12 protein-coding genes and 2 pseudogenes are annotated in these 22,669 nt (G+C 57.3%); 5 read left to right on the forward strand and 9 right to left on the reverse strand.

Annotation, left to right across the window (positions count from 1 at the left end; genetic code table 11):
• Nucleotide 1: 1 nt before the first annotated feature.
• The 3 genes from J2R80_RS40860 to J2R80_RS40870 form a co-directional block, all read right to left on the reverse strand.
• Nucleotides 2-3,565, reverse strand: coding sequence for a S8 family serine peptidase (locus J2R80_RS40860; protein ID WP_253640702.1), 3,564 nt, complete (start codon nucleotides 3,563-3,565; stop codon nucleotides 2-4).
• Between the two features lie 536 nt (nucleotides 3,566-4,101).
• Complete coding sequence (locus tag J2R80_RS40865) at nucleotides 4,102-7,989, reverse strand: AAA family ATPase (RefSeq protein ID WP_253640703.1); 3,888 nt, start codon at nucleotides 7,987-7,989, stop codon at nucleotides 4,102-4,104.
• 1,375 nt (nucleotides 7,990-9,364) lie between these two features.
• Complete coding sequence (locus J2R80_RS40870) at nucleotides 9,365-11,245, reverse strand: tetratricopeptide repeat protein (protein WP_253640704.1); 1,881 nt, start codon at nucleotides 11,243-11,245, stop codon at nucleotides 9,365-9,367.
• Nucleotides 11,246-11,551: 306 nt separating this feature from the next.
• On the opposite strand from J2R80_RS40870, the gene J2R80_RS40875 reads away from it, so the two are divergent.
• The 4 genes from J2R80_RS40875 to J2R80_RS40890 all read left to right on the forward strand — a co-directional run bounded on the left by J2R80_RS40875 (nucleotide 11,552) and on the right by J2R80_RS40890 (nucleotide 17,705).
• Entirely contained in the window at nucleotides 11,552-13,327 is a 1,776-nt protein-coding gene (locus tag J2R80_RS40875; RefSeq protein WP_253640705.1) for a hypothetical protein, read from the forward strand.
• Nucleotides 13,328-13,332: 5 nt separating this feature from the next.
• A complete protein-coding gene (locus J2R80_RS40880; RefSeq protein WP_253640706.1) occupies nucleotides 13,333-14,862 on the forward strand; it encodes an MBL fold metallo-hydrolase in 1,530 nt (509 codons plus the stop codon).
• A gap of 1,293 nt (nucleotides 14,863-16,155) precedes the next feature.
• Nucleotides 16,156-16,962, forward strand: coding sequence for an alpha/beta fold hydrolase (locus J2R80_RS40885; protein WP_253641088.1), 807 nt, complete (start codon nucleotides 16,156-16,158; stop codon nucleotides 16,960-16,962).
• Nucleotides 16,963-16,997: 35 nt separating this feature from the next.
• A complete protein-coding gene (locus J2R80_RS40890; RefSeq protein ID WP_253640707.1) occupies nucleotides 16,998-17,705 on the forward strand; it encodes a LuxR family transcriptional regulator in 708 nt (235 codons plus the stop codon).
• A 2-nt stretch (nucleotides 17,706-17,707) separates the two neighbouring features.
• On the opposite strand, the gene ectB is transcribed toward J2R80_RS40890, so the two are convergent.
• From ectB to J2R80_RS40910, 5 genes and pseudogenes are all read right to left on the reverse strand, one after another.
• Nucleotides 17,708-18,994, reverse strand: coding sequence for a diaminobutyrate--2-oxoglutarate transaminase (gene ectB / locus J2R80_RS40895; protein ID WP_253640708.1), 1,287 nt, complete (start codon nucleotides 18,992-18,994; stop codon nucleotides 17,708-17,710).
• On the reverse strand, nucleotides 18,991-19,236 hold the full coding sequence (locus J2R80_RS40900; protein WP_253640709.1) for a hypothetical protein: 246 nt from the start codon (nucleotides 19,234-19,236) through the stop codon (nucleotides 18,991-18,993). Before J2R80_RS40900 ends, ectB begins: the two co-directional genes overlap by 4 nt.
• The gene (locus J2R80_RS40905) at nucleotides 19,233-19,856 is read right to left on the reverse strand and encodes an acyl-homoserine-lactone synthase (protein ID WP_253640710.1); all 624 of its coding nucleotides are present in this window, start codon (nucleotides 19,854-19,856) and stop codon (nucleotides 19,233-19,235) included. Before J2R80_RS40905 ends, J2R80_RS40900 begins: the two co-directional genes overlap by 4 nt.
• Nucleotides 19,857-20,027: 171 nt before the next feature.
• On the reverse strand, nucleotides 20,028-20,162 hold the full coding sequence (locus J2R80_RS43385) for a hypothetical protein (RefSeq protein WP_256527902.1): 135 nt from the start codon (nucleotides 20,160-20,162) through the stop codon (nucleotides 20,028-20,030).
• Nucleotides 20,150-20,473: pseudogene (locus tag J2R80_RS40910) on the reverse strand (hypothetical protein); the annotation flags it as partial. The pseudogene J2R80_RS40910 and the gene J2R80_RS43385, both read right to left, overlap by 13 nt.
• A gap of 135 nt (nucleotides 20,474-20,608) precedes the next feature.
• Here J2R80_RS40910 and J2R80_RS40915 point away from each other — a divergent pair.
• A complete protein-coding gene (locus tag J2R80_RS40915) occupies nucleotides 20,609-21,280 on the forward strand; it encodes a hypothetical protein (RefSeq protein WP_253640711.1) in 672 nt (223 codons plus the stop codon).
• 357 nt (nucleotides 21,281-21,637) lie between these two features.
• On the opposite strand, the pseudogene J2R80_RS40920 reads toward J2R80_RS40915, so the two are convergent.
• Nucleotides 21,638-22,640 (reverse strand): annotated as a pseudogene (locus J2R80_RS40920) (IS110 family transposase).
• Nucleotides 22,641-22,669: the final 29 nt, after the last annotated feature.

The following is a 22,669-nucleotide window of genomic DNA, read 5'->3' on the forward strand; positions in this document are numbered from 1 at the left end:
TTCAAGTCCCCCAGCCACGGTGCAGGAGAGCAAACTGCTCGCGATCGTGATGAGGATCGCCTGGCGAAACATAGGCGATGCCCAGTTCCGCAGCGCGCTCTTTGGCAGCTAATCTGGCTTGTCGCTGCGCCACCGCTCCGGTCGACCCGCGCAGGCACTTCCTGATAAAGTAGACCGGCATATTGTCGTTGAGATCGACCATCACCGTACACCCGCCGCGGTAGCGCTCGGCGTCGGGATGGGCTCTGAAGGTCTGCGTGATCCCCATCACCAACCAACCGTGACTGGTGCCGTCGGGTGCCGTCTTTCGTGACGGCCGAACCGAATGGACCTCCACCGGGCGCATCTCGCCGACCATCTCACCGATCCTGACGTTCTGGGCTGCGTTCTCGAAGCCAAGCGAAGACAGCAGCGCCGCGCGCTTGGGATCGGATATCCATTTCCAGACCTTGAGACGGTTCCTCTCGGAGGTGTCGTATGCGTTACGACGGAGCGAATTCAGATTCCAGTCGAGGTCCAGGGACTTGACGAGAGCCGCAAAATCACGCGCCATCTGATGATCGATGGCCGGCGGCCTCCTCCAGACCAGGCTATCCTCAGCGAGATGGGCAACGTCCTTCGGATAGATGCCGCGATCCCGAAAGGCGGAGATGAAGGCAACGCGGTAACCGCGGGTATCTTCACGCACCAGATCACGATCGCCGGTGATCAATGCTCGCAGGTATTCGCCAAAGGTCAGATCCGTCGGCGGACAATAGTCCAGTGCGCGGATGCAAATATTGAGAACCTGGTCGGCGATTGTTGACGCCTCTGCGGCCAGCCTCAATGCCAAATCGTGCGAGATCTCGCCTTGCGGCAATATGCCGGTACCATTGGTCGCCAGCCTGACAAGGTCCGCGCTGCGTCCCCGATAGATCGTCTCGAACGCTGCAAATACTGCGGAAACCAGCACTGATCCCAAGAGGTGCGGATCCCCGGTTGCCTTCTGCGTCTCATAGTCGGTTCTGCTGGGCTTGACTGCTTGCCACTCGCCCTTCTCGTCAGTCCTGCCGATTGCGCTTCGCAGTGGCCCGTGCATCCCGCTGGCCTGTCCGAACTGCACGGCGAGTTGTCCCAACAGACTTTCCTGGCTGAGGTCGCCGCGCGCCCGCTTGATCTGTTGAAGGAGCGCTTCCGGGATCGTGAAGTGCTGGAACAGCGCCACGATATCTGCAAATGCCTCATGGAACGCGAGCATGTCCGGATTGGTCGCTTCCTGGTATCTCGGGTGCAGACCGTCGAGCAGCGCGTGGGTCGTCTCGTGCGCGATGATGTCATGCGAGACTGAGCAGAAGACCTGTGATCCCGGCAGGGATGTGCCGATATCGCCCTCTTCCGCGGTGAAATAACCGAACAGAAGCGCCATTCGGGCGCTGCTGTAGTAGGCGTTGTTCTCCCTCAACGCGTGCGGATAGACGCGTAGGCGCTGTACAAATTTACGGTCGACGACATTTCCGTCCGGCCCTCGCACCATCCGCGGCGCCCAAAGCGCCCGGCGTCCGAGAGCCCGCTCGAACCGCGTAATGGTCCGCATCGCAACCGCATAAGCCATCTGTTGGTGGAACTGGGGGTTCGCCTCGGATGGGGCGTGCCCGTTCGTCCCGAGAAGATGGGGATGATTGAGATCGACCGGGGCGTAGCAACATTTGCTTGCCGGATCGACGTCCACCACTTCGAGATATTCGCCCGTCGGACCTTCGGTAAGCTCGGCTTCCCAAGGAACCGACACCGTCGCCTCATTGATGCCGAACATCTGAGGATCGGTCTGCAGGGTCGGGTCGTAGGCGAAGACGCGGAGCTTCCGGACCGGAGGCACCGGCAGCGGAGGTTCGAGCGCTTGCTCAAGGTTGAGGTGATCCATTGGCGTGATCGCGGCGGATTGCGCGCTCGCCGGCGCCCTTGCGCTCGTCGCCACCACGGGCGCCTTCATGAGTGCCTTCTTTAGGGTATGCGAAGCAAGTGGGCTCGCCAGGACCTCAGCGACCACGGCCTCGAGCGCGCCGCGTGCGGGCCGCCCGGTCAACTTGGAATCGAGCCCGGTCTTCTGCAGCACCTGGCACAATTCAAGGTCCAACATCGGCTGTTTTAGCGGTCCCGCGGCCGCCAGTCCGAACACAAGGTGGGCCATGGAAAAGCTGGCATCGTCTTCGGGCTGCTTCTCCAAGCCGCCGCGCGGTATCCAGGTAGATGCGTCTTTGGCGCGTAATCTTCCCGCCCCGAGATACTTCGCGCGGGTCTGGTCGTGAGCTGCGGATTCGAACAGCGCATTTCGGATCAATTCGACCCTTTGCCAGGGCTCTGCCACTCCATCGTAGAGTGGGCGATTTGCCTGGATCCAAGTCGCTGCGGCAGCTGCGATCTGAGGCGTTGCCGCGGAGGTGCCGGCTCCATCGAAGTCGACGACAGCCGCTTCTCCGAATCTGGCCCAGGGCACATTAGGTGTGTAGGCGGCCAAGGCCCCCAGCATCTTGCTGTCCGGGCCGTAATCGCCCGCCATCAACGCCGGCGCGAGGTCGGCGTAGGGCGCCCCATCCGCCATGACGCCGCAAGCGGCAACCACCCGGTTGAACCGGGCCGGATAGACGATGAGATGGGTCGGGAAGTTGCCATAGTTGTTGCCGGCGGCCGTTACCACGAAAACGCCAGCGTCATAGAGCGCATTCACAGCTTCCGCCCAGGCTTGCGAGGGCACGCCTCCCATGCTCATGGTGACGACATGGACGAAGGTCGATGGCGTCCTGCACAGGCCGTGGACATGGTCGAACGCCTGCGCAATCGCGCTATTGCGAAAAAGAATCACGCGGTTCGCCACTCGAATGGGAACGATCTCAGCATCCGGCGCGCAGCCGAACGGTTTCACGCCTGAGCCGCCTCCTCCCGCAAGAATACTAAGCGTGCCGGTGCCGTGGCTGAAATTGTTGAACAGACCCGATGAGCGGTCTCTTGCATCGTCTGGAAAGTCAGGATCGACGAAATTTTTCTGGCCGTCGATGAACTTTGGGCAAGTCACGTGATCCGGATCGAAGCCGGTATCGAGATGAGCAATTCGGATCCTATGGCCTTTGCCTGGATCGGACTGTACCAATGCGGAAAACTGACCGTGATCATTATCCGCGAACCAATAATTGTCGGCCTCACGGGGGTAGTGCGGATCTTGGTCGTTCGGTGCCCCGGTGCGCAGCGCAAGCTTGTCCTCGACCAATGGCTCCTTGCCGATCGGCCACTGCTGCTCCAGATCCGGCTCGGCAAATCGGATTCCGCCGGGCGCAAGCGCCTGCCCTTGGGCGACCAACTCATGGCAGGCCTGCCAGGCGGCGGCTACGTCCAATTGGGGAGCATCCGCCTCGACCATGTGCCACTCGGCGGGCGCCGCGGCGCCCAGGCCGCCGCCTTTGCCGATACTTTGAAAAAGCGGCTTTACCGTCAGCTTAACCGCGGGCGCCTGGGCCAGACCGATCGATGCTGCCCTCAGTGAGCCTGGCGCCTTCACCAGGAAACGCATTTTACCGTTTGCATCGCTCATCATTGGTCCCAAGATCCTAGGCGGCCAAGGCCAAAGACCGCTCGAGAGCTGCAAGGAAATCAGCAGACCGACGGGCTGACTACTGGGCGCCTCCCTAGGTGCCGATCACGGCCACTCGGCCCCGAGAGGGACCACTTGACGTTCAGAGCGCCGCACGGGATCCGCAAGGTAGTCACTCCCTTCTCTCTCCCGCCTAAACCTCCTTCTCAGCTGCAGCCAAGATTTCTCCCGTTCGAAACGCTGCTTACAATTGGGCTAGGAACGCGACGGCCTCGGACTGGCAGGAACATAGCCGCCGCTATTCTGTGGCGAAGAGCTGGTACGGTCATCGATAATCCCTGCCGTCTTGCGTATCGACCCGCCGGACAGACATGGGCAACCATGTCCCCTTCAAGGAATGGCCCTGACTCAACGAGACCGAGGGCGATGAACTCGCGCAATCGGCGTCCTAACACGCTTGCGACCGTGCGTGCCCCGTACTTTCTCGCATCGCACACCGCTATCGACGAAGTCCGTTTCGTCCTTCTTAAGGACGTTTGCTAGCCGGCCTTCTTGGCTTGATCAGGAAGCTCAAACAGCACACCGACGACTTCCAGCAGGTTGGTCAATTTTGGAAGGCCATGCGAGCCATCCAAACTAAGCAGTTGCGCAGCCGTCGTTCCATCCGGATTCAAGCTCTCCAATACAATGAGACTGCCGTGAAGGCGCAACCGCTTAAAATAGCGTTCGCCGGTCTCGTCCACGGCGACCACAAGCCGACCTTCCATCCGCTTCAATGTTTCGGAGCCAAACGTCGTAGCATGGGTCGCAAGGTACTGCCCGTCCAGCGCGATTGGCTCAGCACTTCTTCCCTGCACTTGGAAGAGACGCACATTTGATAATGCTTTTTGGACCAGCCCCACATCGGTCACCGCCACAATCTCACAATTGTCGATGTGGGATGGCGGCGACGCAACGTGCGAGACAAACAAGGTTCCGACGACCTTTTTCTGCTGCAGTTTTTCGTTAGGCGCGATCACGGGCTGGGGAAGCTGATGAGGCTCGAGCGTTTGCCCCGTCAAGATAGTCATCGTCGGGTGAAGATCAGTTTCGCTATGGCGGCGAGCTAGCAGCTGCTCGCCAAAGGTTGCAACGACCAGGCTGTGTTTGGTGATTGGCGCATAGTTCGAAACGATGAGGAAGTCACCAATTCCCGCGACAGGATCGAGGGTCGCGGCGGCCAACTGATAGATCTCGTGATTGAAGAGTCTGACAGGCTCGGCATCATTCCACTCCTTGAGCGTGACAATTCCATCGCCCGCTTTGCCGTTTGACTTCGCAGCAGCCGCAACGCCGGTCTTCATCAACGTAAGGGCTTTGAGCGCTTCGTTATGGCCGGTTGGAAATACAACAACGTTCTCACGCCATCCGAACATTCGCGGCTCGCCGGCAAAGGCTTCAAACTGGGCATACACATGAAATGCTTGATGCAACTTGGGCCGAAGCTGCTTGTCCCAGAACCTTTTGACATCAACAGCCTGCGCGAGGCCCAGAGTTTCGTTATCCTTGTGATGGGCTTCGTTGATGATGTTCATTTCCTTGCCGCCGCCGCCTGTGAGCATGCCGACGAGCTCCTTGAAAACTTGTCGGTTGAATGGCGCCACGTGTGCTTCGCGCAAGCGCTTCAATTCGCCCCTCAAGGCATCAAGGCTCATACCCGCAATTTCGACACTTTCCGCTCGCATCATGCATTTCAGCAAATCCTCACTATAGACTCTTACAGCCGCGATGAATTGACGAGCGACACCATCATCATTGTCGGCGGCCGCTTTGTCGTAGAGCTGATCGACATTGGTACCATTGACGATAGTCGCAACGGGCGACGCCTTATTGAGAGGCGAAACCAAACCTTGCTGACCCTTCAACAGATTTTCGTTAACTAGAAACTGAACGAACTGACGTTCATGCGCGGTCAGGATCAGCTGCATTCCAAAAGGATCTGCCGAACCTGCGTTGGCGAGGCGCGCGATCTCTTGGGCCCATTTGCGTTTGTTACGGGGGTCAAAAGTTACTTGCGGGTCATCCAGCAGGACAAGTGGCAGCGGATTTGAGCCCGCCGCCTCGATCGTTTCTTCGCGCAGCGCAAAGACAAATGCCCAAAGGATCGCGCGGAGCCAGGACGTGTTGGCGACGAGTAACGCATCGATCTGTAGACCGGGCTCGAAACTGCCTTCTACTTTGATCGTTTTGCGCTCCAACGCTGCGTCCTTAAACAAAAAACGCTCGTTAAGACGAATTTTGCCGAGGATCGTGCGGATGCGGTCCGAAAGTGTCGCTATCGATCTTGCAGTTTCCGCTCCGACCAGATGCTTCAGGTCCTTGAGCGGTTCCAACGCCTCAATAACCGCCTCGCGAACACGCTGATGTTTCTGGATATTTTCCCATTTTTCTACGGCGTCTGCGGCTGCTTGCAGGCAGCCAGCGAGCTGATCCAGAGGTTCAGCCTTCTCGATTGCTTGTTCAAGGACGCGCAATTTGCCAATGATAGATCGCAAAGGCGGCGGATCATCCTTATCGGCTGTCTTGCCGATAAGTTGAGCCCATGCGGCTCGAAAAGCGCTCGCATTCCCCTCCCACCAAAAGGCAAGGTCAGAAACGGCCTTGAGCGAATGGATCGTTTGGCGAACGGCGAGCACCGACCGGGGGGCATCCTGTGAAAGCGCTTCCATGGCCGACGGGACGAAATCGGGGAGCGCAGCGACCTGTTCATCGATAATCTCGGCGGTCAGCTTTGTGATTCCGGTGAGAACATCGCTGAACGTGTCGTTCCTGCCGAAGCGTGATCGCGCGGCATCAGCATATGCACTTTTCGGCACCATGATGCGAAGCAGGTCGAAATGCTTTCGGATATCCGGTGTGAGCAGCGCCTTCAACTCCCGATCGATAGCGCCGCAGGCATCATCGATCTTGCGCTCCGCGACTGACGCATGCTCCCGCAACTGTGCAAGTTCAGCAGCAAGGTTTCTTTGCTGCTCGTTTGTAAGCTGACCTTCACAAAGCGGGCAAACCGCAAGCGCGTCGCCTTCCGGCTCGACGAAGTATTGGGCTGCCAGCGCCTTAAGCCTCAACCTCGTGTCTTCTCGCTGTCGTTCGTGCCAATACACCGCTTCTTCGAGTTTCTTCTTTGCGTCTTCTAGAGCCGCAGGAATAGACTTGAAACCCTCATCTTCGAGGGCTTCCTTCAAAGATATCCAGGCTTCAAATTGTACAATTCCATTGACGCCCGACTGAGTGATGGCGCGCGCGTTCTCCACGGCTTGCTTTATCCGCATGCGAATGGCAGCAACGCTTGTGTCCATGTCGTCTGCGATCTCGCTCTTAAGCGTCGCAATGTGTGCGGCTGCTTGAGCGGCAGCTGACTTCGCAGTCTCAAGGAGCAACTTGTGGTGATCTTGCGCTCCGAGGATCCGCAGGCTGGAAAGGTCAATCGCTAGGATGTTGGCGTAGACCCCCGCCTTTTCAATGTTCGTTGTGAAGGAGCCTGCGATCGCGTCGATACCTCGATCCTTTGCATATTTGTAAAAGCGCTGAGCCTTATTTGCCAATTTTGCCACGCCATCTGCGATATCTCCAAGCTGATCGAGCCCTGTGAGAAGCTTCACGGCCTCATAGAGCGATTGGCTCTTGTCGCCGAAACCTATCCGAGGGATTCGCGCGGGCATTAGGAGCCCGGTCTCAATCAGCTGGGGAATTGTCGTCAACCTTGCGTCCACAGATACCTCAATTGAGGCCATGCCCTCTTTAGGGGACGTGAGTTTTCGTTCCGCCAGCGCTTTCTCGGCGTTTTCGTTCTCAAAAGTGAGCCGCACCCAAGCAACAGCCTCCTGCGCTAGCTGCGCAACGGTTTTGGGATATGAGACGATAGAAGGCCACGAGCCGATCTCCTTTCCTGCAGGACTGTTTACTGCTGAACGCTCTCCTAGTTCATCGACAAGTCCATCCTGTTCACGAACCCGCTTTCCGGTCATCGCCCAGAGGATGGCATTGCTGAGAGACGTTTTCCCACTGCCGTTTTGCCCCTCCAAACACCAATTTTCACCGCCGATGCTCATGTCGAAGGATGGGCCATCCCAAGACGTCAAACCTGCGAAATTTCTGGCTTCGATCCGTACCAACCTCCAGATACCACCGGCGGCGACATCTGTTTCGATTGTGGTCGATGCTGCCGGATCATCGGAGGCTTCCCATGCTGCAATGAGACCCGGGAAGAGGACCTCGTTCGCCTCTGCGACCTTTGAGGGGCTTTGTTCGACGAGAAACTTGAAAAGTCGTCTTGCGCCGGGCGAGTTAAGGGCTATCGAACCCGCCTTGTGGTTTTCGAACTTCGTCCAGGAAAGAGGTGTGCCCTTGAGCAACTGGGCCCTTGCTTCGCTCAGCGATATCGGCATTTCGGTTCCGCGATGTGTTTAGAGGTTGTGCCCACGCTTTTGGTCGAAGTCCGACCAAGCATGCGGGGCTGCTCAAATCAGTTTGGAAATTGTTTTTGGACCGCCTAAGTCAGACGGATTAAGGGATAAACCACGACTGGTTACCGTGGAGATCAGGCACGGCTGTGTAGGGCTGTGCCGCAGATTAGAGTCTCGGTTCGGACACGACCCGCCCGTATCTAACCCCTTTGTGCTCGAGCGAACTTGTACGCCAAGTGCGCAGGGTCGATCTTCCGGAGAACTTTTGTCAGGTCGATAACGAAGACGTTTCGACCGTCAGTACGCTTCATGGGACGGCTCGCTGTCGGACATGCGACGGATGGTGCAGCCCAACTTGCGACATCTGCGCAAGAGAAGGCACTAGGGGATCACCTAGGTAAAGCTCCGCGCCTGCGCAGCCGGCCTAAGTGGCAACGGCGTCCGCTCGCCTCGGGCACATCGAGTTGCAGCAACCGGAATGCGATCTCTGCGTTGACGATGGCATGCGCCGCCGCGTTGCTGTCAGAAATGCTCATTGCGAAAGATCGCGGCTTTCTGAGCAGGTCAAAACTTATCCCTATTGCGCAGCATCCGTTGGAATGGCACTTGGCATCATGGCCAGCGAGGATCGCTTCCCTCGACCCATCGTGGAGGGCGACAAGAAGCCAAGCTCCGTGATGCATTGTATTACCGGGCTCGATGCGCCCGAACGGGTGGTATTTGAAGACGTGCAGGTTAAAGGATGGCTCCGACATAGCCTCTCGCATCAGTCGCGGAGCGTCGGAAACATCGATGCTTCGCCGCCACGGACCTCGAACTCATCACGGCTGGGTCCGGCGACGGCCAATTCTTGGCGGCGAAATCCTGCGCCAGGTACGGTCTCATCATGGGCCAAAAACTGCGCCAGCGAAGACCAGCTAGATTCGATCGTTCAGCCAGGGGGCGTCATGTATGCTGGTTAGCGCAACTTCCTCGGGCGTGGGGTTGCGGTCAGGAGCTCCGCTTGTCGCGCTGTTAATCAGTTCCATTGAGTGAAAGATTTAAAGTTTCGTCACGCACAGGACGCGCGGCCGTACCAGCCCTCACGCGGATTACGATGACGTGACACCTGCGACGGGCTACAGAATACGTCTTTGTCGGATGAGCCAACCGCACTCCGCCGCCGGCGAAACGGATGGCCAGGATTGGGCCACGCCTAGAAATGACCGAGAAGCTCTGATCGACCGGCGACAACAAAAAGGCCGCCTCTCCGGCGGCCTTTTTCGGCTGGGTTCAATCACCCTCGCCTTCCTCAGGATAGATCATGGCTGGGCTCCAATTCTGCATCTTTTAGACAACCACAACGAGTACATGTCAACTACTTTGAGCGCCTTTTGCCCAGCTTGCGCCGCTTTGGTGCGCCCTCCGGACCGGGGCCGTGACGGCGAAGGACCCACAATGCATGCTCGAGGATGTCCCTTTCCTTTTCGTTAAGCTGACTGGTCGTGGCATAGAATGTGGGGCCAGGGCTCGACGCCACACCTCTTAGTTCGGAGTCATCTTCGATTGCGGACGGAGAGGCCGTGCTCGCGGGCGGCACACTAAGTAGGCGCTCGATTGTTTCGGCGGCCGCTATTGCCTGCTCTACCTTGCCGAAGAGCAGGCTTGCTCGACACAACGTATCGATGAAGTTGAGCTGCTGCCTGGTACTTTTCCGAAGATCGAGATTTTGCTCCAAGAAGGTGAGGTGCTCCCTCACTTCTTCCTTGCTGATCTCAACGCCTTTGGGATTCAAGTCCAAATACTCAGCCGCGTAATGCAGCGCATTGTTGGCGTTACGCAACCGCGATATCATCGTCGACGTATTGTGAAGCGCCGCAAACTGGCAGGCTTTCTTGCTATAGCCGTATGCTTGCACAAGAAGGCGTATTCGTTCAGCCCTCCCCTCTTCATCGAGTGGCTGCGAACGGCTCTTGGCCCACAGCGCGAAGCCGAGCATTCTTGGAATGACAGTATGTAACCAATGATCGCGGGGCACGTAGCGATCAGCCGCAAGCAGCGATTCTGCCTTTTGATACTTTGCGATCGCGGCATCCAGTTCATTGAGCTTCACCAAGGCCTGCGCGTAACGGTAGTGTACAACGACGCTTTCAGGCGATATCTCCTGCGCCTCGCTGTATAATTTGATGGCTTCATCCAAGGTCTCCTTCTTGCCAATGGATAGCAGACAGAACGCGCGCTCCATTGTCACCAGAAAGGTCGCCACCTCTCGCTCACGATCAGAATCGAACGCTGAGGTCGGAATGAGGGCTCCAGCTGCAGAGAACGCTTCTGCCGCCTCGCGGAACATCTTCTCGGCTGCCGAACCCGCCCCTGAAGCTGCAGTGCTCATTGCGACAGCACGAGCCTCGTACGCCGCCCTGAACGCAGCCTGAAGCTTGGTAGACGACTTTCCGACACCTTTGAGTGCATTCTCGGGATCATCGACCGGAACGATGAGATACGCTCCTGGTCTGGCGTGGACGTCGATGGCTTGGGATTTTATTATTCCGGCGTATTGACTACAGCCGTCCGTAAACGTCTTGAGCACGTTGAGGTGAGGCCGCCAACTATCAATGAGTTGCTCCGGCTCGACTCGGCTCCTGTAGATCGAATACCGCAGCTTATGATCGATTTCCCCCCAAGCGTCTTCGAACACGGTCCTGATCTGGATTTCGATTGGAACCTGCACAACCTCGTCGTCTTGCTTCACGCTGCAGAATGCAACGAGATGGATCGATGAGTATCCTGTTTGGACCTGCAGAATGTTCGCGTCCCTGATGGGAAAGCCGAAGGAATCGAACACACTTCTCAGGCGGCTTGTGATCGCCTCGGGATCGCCAATGGTGGCATTGGTGTAGATCAGGCCCTCTTTGAGGCTATCCTTTGTGAACGGCGACTTAGAAAAATGGGCGCCTTGATGCTTGATCAGGCTAAGGAATATCTTCAGGGCATCGATGACGTCCTCCCGAAACAATGTAACCACGCGAACACCTACGATGTCCGTGATGTCCTCGGGCCGATAGCCTCCTCTGCCCTCTTCTTTTCGTTTACGCTGTGTCTTCTCGAGTATTGCCTTTACGGGCTTAACGCGACTTCTAACCGCGTAGAAGACGTCTGCGCTCGATTGCAGTGCGCTGAGGATTTCTTGCAGGGCCTTCTGTGCCGGCGCGTGGATTCTGAATGCCCTTAATTCCAGATCTTGCTCGCTTTCGGACATCGCGCTCCTATCCTTCGCCGTGCTCGCGTAGTTCGGCCCAGGCAGCTGTTCCGCAACGGCGAGATAGCCGTCGGCGAGGACGCAACACCGAACTCTCCTTGTGGAGACACCGTTTCCACAACTGAAGGCAAGCTAGGGAAGAGCCTAGGATACGCGGCCGCAGTGAATGCTAGGCTGGGTATCAGCATTCAACAGGCGTCCCTCTGCATGCAGGCTGGAACCAGGCAACCGGGAAATACTCCTCCTTTTCGGCGTCTACGGATCTATGCGTTTGATCCGTCAGCTTCGTTGGATATGCAGACCGCCGTGATCAACGAAGCGCGGGTGCAGCTCCCTTGGGAAGAGTTGGCCGATGGACCCAGCGGAGAGTATATTGAAGTCATCGACGTGGATCCGGCCAGCGGCGGCTTCTACTCGGCAGTGAGGCTTGATGAGGTGGCACTGCTGGTTCAGGACGGGCTTGCTCCTTCGGAGGGGAACCCGAAATTCCATCAGCAGATGGCTTACGCCGTCGCAATGATGACGATCCGCAATTTCGAACGCGCACTGGGACGGAAAGTGCTCTGGGCTCCTCGACCTTGGCGCTCGATCGGAAAAGGCAGCGAACGTTTTGTCGAGAAGCTTCGCATCTACCCTCACGCACTGCGCGAGGCAAATGCGTACTACAGCCCCTCAAAGGTCGCCCTACTGTTCGGCTATTTTCGAGCTTCCACCCGTGACGCCGGCCGCAACCTTCCTGGTGGCGTCGTCTTCACCTGCCTCTCGCACGACGTGCTCGCTCACGAAACTGCCCACGCAATCCTCGATGGAATGCATCGGCGCTTCATCGAAGCGAGCAACATCGATTCTCTGGCCTTCCATGAGGCTTTTGCCGACATCGTGGCGCTGTTTCAGCACTTCACGTTACCCGAATCCGTTCGGCATCAGATTTCGCACTTGCGCGGTGACCTCGGACAACGCTCGCTTCTTAGTGGCCTTGCGCGTCAGTTTGGAGAGGCGATCGGGCGACACCACGCGCTCCGGGATGCAATCGATGAGGTAGATCCGATCACCAATCTACCAGATCCTACGGCGCTCGATCGCATGACCGAGCCTCACGAACGCGGCGCTATTTTAGTCGCCGCAGTGTTCGACGCCTTCGTATCGATCTACAAGTCTCGGGTAGCTGACCTACTCAGACTGACAACGGGCAGCGGAAATCAATTTCCTTCTTCTGACCTGCATCCCGATTTGGTCGGCCGGCTGACGGTCGAGGCCACGAAGTCCGCTGGACATGTTCTGCGAATGTGTATCCGCGCGCTGGACTATCTTCCACCCGTGGACGTGACCTTCGGCGACTACCTGCGAGCTATAATCACGGCTGACGCCGATCTGGTTGCCGACGACGTACGCGGATATCGGCTCGCCTTCATCGAGGCGTTTCGCCGCCGCGGCATCTACCCAAAGGACATAAGGTCTTTGTCGGTTGAGAATCTCATTTGGGAGGCTCCTGCGCAGCCCATCAGCATAGGATGGCTGACCAAGCAAGACTTTTCGTATCGCAGGAAGCGGCGCGACATATTCCGGACAGAGGAGGTCAGGAAACGAAACCTGGCGAAGTGGCTCGTTTCGAATGCGGAAATGTCGCATGAGGCGATCAGAGCCATGGGACTATCGCTCCGGTCGGATGCGAAGAATACAATCCGGCGCTCAAGAGAACTAAGAGGGCCGCGTTTCGAGATCCAGTCTGTCCGTGTCGCGAATCGAGTGGGTCCCGATGGCCAGCTCGAGCCACAGATTATCATCGAGATAACTCAGGAACGCAGAGGCTATCGCACCGCCGAGCTCCAACAACAGGTCGAGCAACAGGGGCGCATTCCAGGTGTCAGAGCGGACTTCACCTTTCGCGGTGGTGCCACACTCATCGTGGATTTTCGAACACGCGAAGTCCGGTGCTGCATTGTCAAGGATATCAACAGCGATTCCCGGCTTGATGCGCAACGTGCGTTTCAGTTTGGCGCACAGAGCGAGTCACTTGGCGCCACCTATTACGACGCCGCTGGTCGTCGTGAGCCGTTTGCGTTTCTCCACAGAATGCTGTGAGCACGATGCCTGATAAAAACGAGAAAATGATGACTGGGAGCATTGCAATCCGGATGTATCGCGACATCCTCGGGGATTGTTTCCTGCTGCGGATTCCTCAATCGGAGGGTGCGTTCCATATCCTGATTGATTGCGGAATTTTGCAAGGAATGCCCAATGCCACCTCCCGGGCAAAGCGCATCATGAGCGACATCTGCAAGCAAACCGATAGAATCGACGTTCTAATTGTCACTCACGAACATTGGGATCATTTATCTGGCTTCGAGCAGGCTGCCGAGGAGTTTACGTCGATTTCGGTCGGACAGCTGTGGCTTGCCTGGACGGAGGATCGTCGGGATGAACAGGCTCGGCGTCTTCGCGAGGGACGTGAGCAGGCTATGAGAGTGATCGATCGTAGCTTCAACGCTCTCACAGCGCTGCTTGCCCCTGAATTCGATCCAGACGCTGCGGAGGAGGAGGAGTTTGAGCCCCCTTCCGCTTCGATGCCGCTAGATGGCCTCACGGGACTGATGGCATTTGTTGGAGCTGAACAACCAGGCGACATGCTGTCAGCGGCAGCACGTACAACGTCGATCCTGGATCAATTGCGCGCCAAGGCCGAGACCGTGAAGTTTCTTGCACCCGGCGGAGAAATTATTCGCCCGATGAATAGCGACGAGCTATCGGTCTATGTGCTCGGTCCGCCACGCGATGAAAAAATGCTGAAGCGGAGTCGTCCCAGTAAACGGAAGCCGGAAGTTTACGAGCTCGCTGGAGACGGTCCGGAGGTGGACATGTTCTTGGTGGCGGCCCTGTCGCCGGTCGCGGGCATCGACATGGCTCAATCAAAACTTGGCATGCCGTTCGCGACGCGCGAACTTATAGCCAATGATGCGAGCGGTGTTCGCGCCGAGGGGATCCGTAATTCTCGAGCGAAATACAATGATCCGGACGGGGAATGGCGACGCATTGATACTGACTGGCTAGGCGCGGCCGAAACGCTAGCCTTAAGACTCGATTCGGACACCAACAACACCAGTCTAGCGTTGGCTTTCGAGCTTCGGAGTGGAAAGGTGCTGCTTTTCCCTGGTGATGCTCAAGTCGGTAGTTGGCTGTCGTGGGCAGATTACGTGTGGCCTGCAGAGGCCAAGCCCAGCGACCCAGGAAGCGTGACCGCAGAAAGGCTTCTCGCTCGAACAGTCGTTTACAAGGTCGGCCATCACGGCAGCCATAATGCCACGCTGCGCGAGCGTGGATTGGAGCTGATGAATCATCCCGGATTGGTCGCTTTTGTGCCGGTCGACGAACGCTTCGCGCGGGACGTAAAGAAGTGGAATATGCCCTTCCCTTCATTGAACAAGCGTCTCGAGCAAAAGACCGGCGGCCGCGTGATCCGCGGTGACAAGGATAAGGACTTTCTCATCGAAGAGGCTCGCCAACGAGCCGGGAAGGCTGGCGAGTTGTCGAGATCAGACTGGGAAACTTTCCTCGATGACATCTTCGATATCGAGGATCAGGAGGGAAAGGTGGCGATCGAATATCGTCTGCGCATCTAACCTCCCCGACGGCAAGGAAGCGGATCGGATATCTCAGGCACCATGCAGAACGCGGACGATTTCAACACGGCTCGGGGCCGCCTTGTAAAAGAGCCGTACGTTCCGCAGCAAAGCTCCGGTGCTGATTCCGAGCTCGGGACGATGGTGACCGGCCCTGGGGGTTCTCGGCGAACGTCTGAAGAGATGGCCGGTGCGTTCTACCAGGCCGTCCGCCTGCACGAATTCGATACGATAAAGCGCCAGCTTCATTTCGATCCATTTTGCACGGAGGGCGCCTGGATAGATCACCTCATACTTGTTGATTTCAGCGGTTCGTGTCCGTGGGCCTCGGCCTGTTCGCCAACTCGCTGGGCTGGAATGGATCGCGGGGCCATTGCCACTTCCTACGGAGAGGCGGCACGCATCGCCTCCAGCTTCGCTTTCCGATGGTGCTCGCGTTCTTCGACCAGCCGCAGCCCTTGACATTGGTTCCAGGCGGTCACGTAGCGATCGCTGCCGAGGACGTCTTCGATGAAATCTCATTGTGTTTGCCGAGCGCGTCGCTAGTGGCCGTGAGCAGCTCCTAGTTTAAGTTATGGATTCCATGGGTCTTACTGAAGCGCACTGCGGTACGGCTGAGGGAACGCGCCCGACGACTTGGCGCGTCCAAGTACGCCCGCTGCGCACGCGGTTCGAGCCGCAGTTATCCGAGCTCAGAAGTCCGGCTTCGCGAGGACGTGTGCACCCGACCCGCTGTCCTTCCCGGTTTCGGTAATATGCTGGATCAGGGCCGCCCCCGACTTACCTGGATCATGGCCTCGCCGCATCTGGCCACGTGCGAGTGAATCGCGAGCTTCGGCAAGGCAGACGTAGGCGACGTCGGGGTCCAGATTTGGTGCCTTTCCGAGACGCTTGGGAAAATCCGGGCAGATGCCAGGGATGAACAGGCGTTCCTCGGAAGCCTTGCGGATCCGACCCGACCGCCAGCTCCATCGCGAGAAGCTGATCCAGCCCGTTTCCGAGCGTCTGTTTCTTCCCGCCCCGAATAGCTCTGAAGCACGCGCGTCTTGCGGATTCGAATCACGATGAACAGTGACGCCGCATGAGGCCAAACCACGCCTGCGATGCAAAAGCCAGTCACTGCAGCTCAGGCGACTCAAAGCGGCCGGGATGTCCCGGCGACTGGGGGATTCCCTAGGTTGTTGAAGGGCGCTGTCTGGCCACAGATGATGGAAAAAAGACAGGGATTCGCAGCCTTCTGCAGTGATCATGCTGTTTGGCACTCGCCAAGGCCGGGAGAACATCGTGCTCGATATGAAGATTCGTCTCGCCGGAAATGCGTTGGCAGTCCGGGTTCACCGAGGCCGGGGATCGGCCGTCCTCCTGATCCACGGGAATTCTTCCTGCAAGGAAATCTTCCTTCATCAGGAAGCTTATCTAGCGAGGCGCGGGCATACCGTCATCGTCCCTGACCTTCCCGGGCATGGCAATTCGTCGGACGCCCTCGCACCTAAGAGAACCTACAGCTTTCCCGGCTATGCCGCGGCTCTAAAAGGAGTGATGGACAACCTGGGTATTTCCAGCTTCCACGTGATCGGGTGGTCCCTGGGCGGCCACATCGGCATCGAGATGTGGTCTGGTATGAGCGCCGTCCGCTCGCTTCTGATTTCGGGAACCCCGCCCATCCACTTGAATCCGGCCGGCGTCGCAGACGGCTTTCTCTCCTCATCGGTGATGGACCTCGCGGGCAAGCGCGACTTTACGCCTGAAGACGTCTCGGCCTACGGTTCGGCCATGCTCGGCAAGCCTCTCAATCGAAGGAGCCGCTTTGCGGCAATGATCGAGCGAACGGACGGCAGAGCCCGCTACTGGATGGTTCGCAATGGTCTGGCCGGACAGGGGAAGGACGAGATCGCGTCCGTCGCCAAATGCGCCAAGCCGCTTGCGATTATCCAAGGGCGGCGCGACGTTTTTGTACGAATCGAACATGTCCGTAAACTTACCTATAGACACCTCTGGTTGCGCAGACCAATATTGATGAACGCTGGACACGCGGCGCATTGGGAAAGACCCGATGCGTTCAATAGATGGATGGGAAGGTTCTTGAAATATGTAGATTAACTATCGGGGAGCATGGGCGTTTAAGGGGATGCCATATGGTCGCCAATGTAGATGATTTTATTGCTGCTAGTATTTCGATTGTTTCCGATACCGAACTGCTCGAGCTGTTTCTGCAAGCCGTCGAAGCGGAAGGCTACCAGAATGCCGTGTTCGCGAAAGCGCGAAACAACCGCCTGGAGTCGATCCCTTGGGAGCGGTTCCCGACGGGATATCTAGACACCTACAGGGAACGCCAATGGGATCGGATCGATCCCGTCGTGCAACAGATCCAGCACGCCAGGCGTCCGTTCAGCTGGGACGATCTTTGCGCGCGGACAAATTTGGACCGCAAGCAGAAGATTTTCTTGGAGGAATGCAAGGAACTCGGCGTCCATTCAGGCGTCACGATTCCGCTGCACGGACCTGGCGCGGATGTCGATCTGATCAGTCTGAGCTTGAGGGATGAGCGGAAGCCGAACCCCCATGCGCTCGGACGAATTTATGGCCTAGCCGTGCAGTATCGGCTCAAATTAGGAGAACTGCAGGCAAAACCCGAGCGGCGCGCTCCGCATCTCACAGGGCGGGAGATCGAGTGCTTGCGCTGGTGCAAGGAGGGAAAGACGAACTGGGAGATCGGCGAGATCATCGCGACCTCCGAAAAGACCGTCGAATTTCATTTGTCGAATGCGATCAGAAAATTGGGAGCCTGTAACCGGATTACGGCTGTAGTGATGGCAATTCAGACCGGAGTGATCGCGCTGTAGGCTCATGCAGCCAAGTCGGCGCGGTTAGCTTGCTCAAGCGCTACGACGTCGAGCGCGGCTGCCAACCGAGCCAACCCCTCTCGGAAAAGGGAAAGCTCGATATTCAAAGGCGCCAAGATTTTGACGACCTCGTCGCGAGGGCCGCATACCTCCAGCACAAGGTGCCGTTTGAACGCCTCTTGCGAAATGGCACGAGCAAGCTCAGGAGAAGAGCACTCGAACCCGACCATCATACCCAGTCCCTTCTTATTTGTTATGGTGTGCGGATAGCGGACGCACACCTCCGTCAGCCACCGATCGAGCATTGTCGAGCGAACAGCTATTCCGGCGATGAAGTCGGAATCCGACCAAAGCTCGAGCGCAGCCCGCGCGGTGACGAATGCCAGATTGTTGCCGCGGAACGTGCCGTTGTGTTCGCCTGGACGCCAGGTATCGATCGAGGGATTGATCAGCAGCAGCGACATCGGTAAGCCACCACCGCTGATCGATTTTGCGAGGCATACCATGTCGGGCGCTATCCCAGCATCCTCGAAGCTGAAAAAGCGGCCGCTCCGTCCGCAGCCGGCCTGTATGTCGTCGACGATCAGCAGCGCCCCGATACGCCTGGCAACATCGCGAAGGTGACGAAGCCAATCTCTCGAGGCGACGTTCAAGCCCCCCTCTCCTTGGACTGTCTCCACGATAATGGCCGCAACAGGATCTATTCCACCCGACGGATCTTCGGCCATCGCCGCGAACCTTTCCAGATCCGATTGGCCTGCCCCGTGATAGCCGTCGAAGGGAAGCCGCACCACCCCGTCCAAACATCCCTGCAGACCCTCGCGCGCTCGGTTCGAACCGGTCGCCGACAGCGCTCCCAACGACATGCCGTGGAACGCGTTCGTGAAGGCTACGACGTTCGTCCGTCCGGTGTGCTTGCGCGCCAATTTGAGAGCGGCCTCCACCGCATTGGCGCCGGTTGGGCCGGTGAACTGCATGCGGTAGTTCATGCCACGGGGCGACAAGATGAGGTCGCGAAAAGCGCGGATGAAAGCCAGTTTGGCGCCGGTATGAAGATCGAGCGCACAGCCGATACCATCAGCTTGGAGATAATCCTGCAACGCCGCTTTGATCTTCGGATGGTTATGGCCGTAGTTCAACGACCCGCATCCTGCCAGAAAGTCGATAAATTCCGTTCCTTCCGCATCCCAGAGGCAGGCCCCCCTTGCCGTCGCGAAGAGGTTCGGGATCTGTCGACAGTAGTAACGAACTTCGGATTCCGAGCCCGCGAAATCAGCAAGATAATTCATTTTCCGGCCTTTCTGAGCGGCGCCTCGTCCTCTCGGCAGAGTTCGCCCGCTGGGAGGCCCGCGCCCTCAACATCGGCTTGCTCGGTTTCTTTCATCAAACTGCAACGCACGGCGCGGAGGTCATCTGCGATCTTCGACAGCCCTGTCCGGTCAGCTACCGAACTCAAATAGGTCACAGCATCGGCCATCCGCCGCGCAATCTTGGCCGGAGCGGTTTCGTCCTCTGGATTCTCCAAAGTCATGCAGCTCTCCGGAATGGTGTGGGTGGATGTTCCTTCAGGATAGAGCTAGGGATGCCGTATTTGCGGCAAAAATAGTTCGGCCGAATATGGGCGGTGGGAACGAAGAAGGCTCGTTCGATCTCGCCTTCGATAAGCGCTTGCTCGCCGAGCCACTCGATCCCCTCCCGGATGAAATGGGATAATAGATGTTGACGCGTCACGCCGACCATGCCCGCAAAACCGTTTGCTTGAAAAAATTCAGCGATCGCACTCAACAACTCGGGAAACACCGTCCTGCGCACCAGGGGTGTCAGTGTCCGATCAACACAAACCCTTGTCACCTCCCAGATCTCGGAGCTGTTCGGCAGGGCACCTGCTTTCACGAGAAACGGCCAGTATCCCGCCAGCATGTAAGGTCGGTCGGTGCGAAGCAGTCTCGCCATGCCGCGGACCCGCCGCTCCTCGTCTCTCCAGACCAGGTAGAGAGCTGAGGGTGTGTCGAATTCATCGAATTCAAGTTCGTCGAACGATGAATGATCCAAACCGCGCTGTTTTACGAAGACTTCGTATCGAAGCCTTGCCTGTGAAGCCAAGGCGTCCTGATAGAGATGGGCGGTCGCAAGCGAAAATGCCTCGATCATCGGTCTGTCCATCCTCCGGCCAGGGAAGGAAAGCAGGGGACGCCGATTCGACCTACTCGGAAGGTTCCTAGGTTTGCGCGAGCATGCTTGGCCTTCTAAACCCACGGCCAAGCCACGACTTTCTCAAGCGACCAAGCGAATTGCCGCGCTTGCCCTTTATCGAACCGTCATTCATTTCCTGAGCCGGACAGCGGCGCGCAGGTAGCTGACGACATTTTTGCCAACAACTTCCTGACCGGCTGCCTTTGGCTTGTTGTTGGAGGAACCGGTCGTCAGATCGAAGCCACTGCACGTCAGCTCGAACATGTTTCGCCGCTTGCGATCTCATGAGCTAGGACGCGGACCGCCAGCCATAGCCGGATAGATGCGAATTGGACGAAGGCGAGGTAGTCAGCGGCGAGCCTGTCGTAGCCGGCGACACTGTTTGATCCTGTTGAAGAACCTCTCGGTCTGGCCGCGAGCACGGTAGAGATACGGAATGAAGCAGATCGGATCGCTGCGATTGCTTTCGGCGGGATATTGGCTCACGTGCCTTTTTTATGACAAGCTCTCATCCAGTCGGCGTCATAGCTACGGTCCGCAAGCGGCATTGATCCGGATTTCAGACAAGACGCCAGCAAGTCGGACGTCATAGAGCGTAAATTTTGCTCGTCAAGCCGCCACGCGAAGTGAAGTAAGGCGAACAGCCCAAATACTCTCTCTATGACGCTGGCAGAAACTTCGTTAGGCTGCTCACTTTTCAGGAATTGTCCATGTTCAAAGTCGATCTTCATGCGACCGTTAATTCTATTGGCGTTGTGATCTCAGTTGCGCTGGCGGCAGCAACATATTTGAAGCAGGCCGAGCAGGCCAAGCAAAATATCATCTTCACAGCGAGTATAGAGAACCCAGATTTTAAATCCAGAATAGTTCAGAATAACCGAGGCGGTGTTCTCATCACAGTCAAATACAAGCTCCTTATCTCAAACTTGAGCTCCGCTAACACGGCAATAATCGATGCTACAGCATATAATTTCATTAATTACGGAGAATATACCAACTATACAGTTGCTTCGGATCCGCTGGAAACACCTATTAACCTCAACGCGGGTGAAGCTAAGATTCTCAAGCTAGATGTCCGGGTCCCACTAGGCGCAAAGTGCTCTGAGGAGCTGCGGACATTTGGCAGTGAAACAAGCTTCTTAACGATAATGAAAGCCCTCGGCAAAAAGCCGGACTGCCTGGTCAATATGTTCGAGCCATACTCGCAGCTTGGATTCGATTCTACATTTGATCCAAAGACCAATTCTTTGGAACAGACATATCATTTTCTTCCTCCAATAATATTCCAATTAAAGACAGCCACCGGTACACGTCATTCTACGGATACATCTGCTTTTTCTGTGAACTTTGGCGGCAGCGATGCCAAGGTCATGCCGCGTTAACGTTGATAGCCGCGAACCGGTCGGAAATCGCCTCTGGCCCATCGCGACATATTGCGCTGCTATAGGAGCAAAGCGGACGTGGTCACCACTCACATCGGGCAGCCGAGTTTATATGTACACGGGCTTCTGTTATGGGCCCGATGATGTCAAGCCTCCCGAGTAAGCGCCACGCCGCCGAGCTCATCCGTGGTCAACGCCTGGCCGCCACTCATGCTGTCAGAGGGAACGGTGAGCCTATTTAGATACGCGTGGTTCCGTCAGATGACGATCACTGGCCGTGTAACGACCTCACCAGATCCACCGTCCGGCGACGGGACTTCGGGCACTGGGCTTCAGTTCAGCCCACCTCCACCTCTTCTATGCCGCGATCGGCCCCGCTTCGGTCCACGGTAAGTTGCCGTCGACCCAGATCCGATGCAGGATCACTGCCAGCTTACGGCCAGAGCGACTTTTGCGCGCTTCGAACCTCGCCGCTTGGCGACGTCTATCCCCAAGCGCTTGAATTTTGAGAACCGCGTGATGCGCGATAACAGAACGTTGGCAGCCTCATACAACACCATGCGCACTATCGTCTCCGGCCATGTGATTCCGCCCGTGACGTCCTTTTCTTCTGATTGATATTTCTTTGGCGCGAGCCCGAACAGCGCGCCTGCCGTCTTCGATTTTACGATGCGATGAGGATCATCAATTACCGATTTGCAGGTAACAGCCAGCAGGGGACCAGCGCCCGGCACCGTCATGAGCCGGCGACAAACCGCATCGTGACGCACAATTGCCAGCACAGCCTTATGTAGCCTACCGTACTCTGCCTTCAAGGCATCGTGCCGAAAGCATCGCTGTGGCAATGCGCTCCAATGTCGCTTGACCCGCAACTAACTCTCGGATCTGCGCTTCGAAATTCTTCCGCGTCACCCGGCCAACATTCAGGCCCACGCAAAATCCCGCGGTACTCACTCCACGTCGATCAGCCGCCCGAGAAGCTGTTTGCGTGCGATCAGGAGGGCCTGGATCTCCTGCGCACCGACCGACTTGGCATGTACCGGCTGGAACTATCCCATCCGGATCAACTGAGCGATCCCGCGCGCACCCTTGCGATCAGTCTCCGCGTCATCGCAGACAATGCGGCCTTCACATGCCGCGTTTCGATCAGAACCGTCTCAAACTCTGCTCTTTTCAGCCCCGCATGCAGCCACTGCGACAGCGGCATCCGCTTCACTGCAAAGCCAAGCGTTTCGAAAACTTCAACCGAGGCGTCGGGTTCGCTCGCGACCTTCGCTTCCTATAGGATTTTGCCTTGGGCATCCACAACGTATACGCTCGACAGTTCCAATGACACGTCAATTCCGGCATAGTTCTCCACGGCTGTCCTCCGTCTCCAGATGCTTGGGG

The sequence above is a fragment of the Bradyrhizobium sp. USDA 4541 genome (assembly GCF_024171085.1).
Lineage (GTDB): Bacteria > Pseudomonadota > Alphaproteobacteria > Rhizobiales > Xanthobacteraceae > Bradyrhizobium > Bradyrhizobium australafricanum.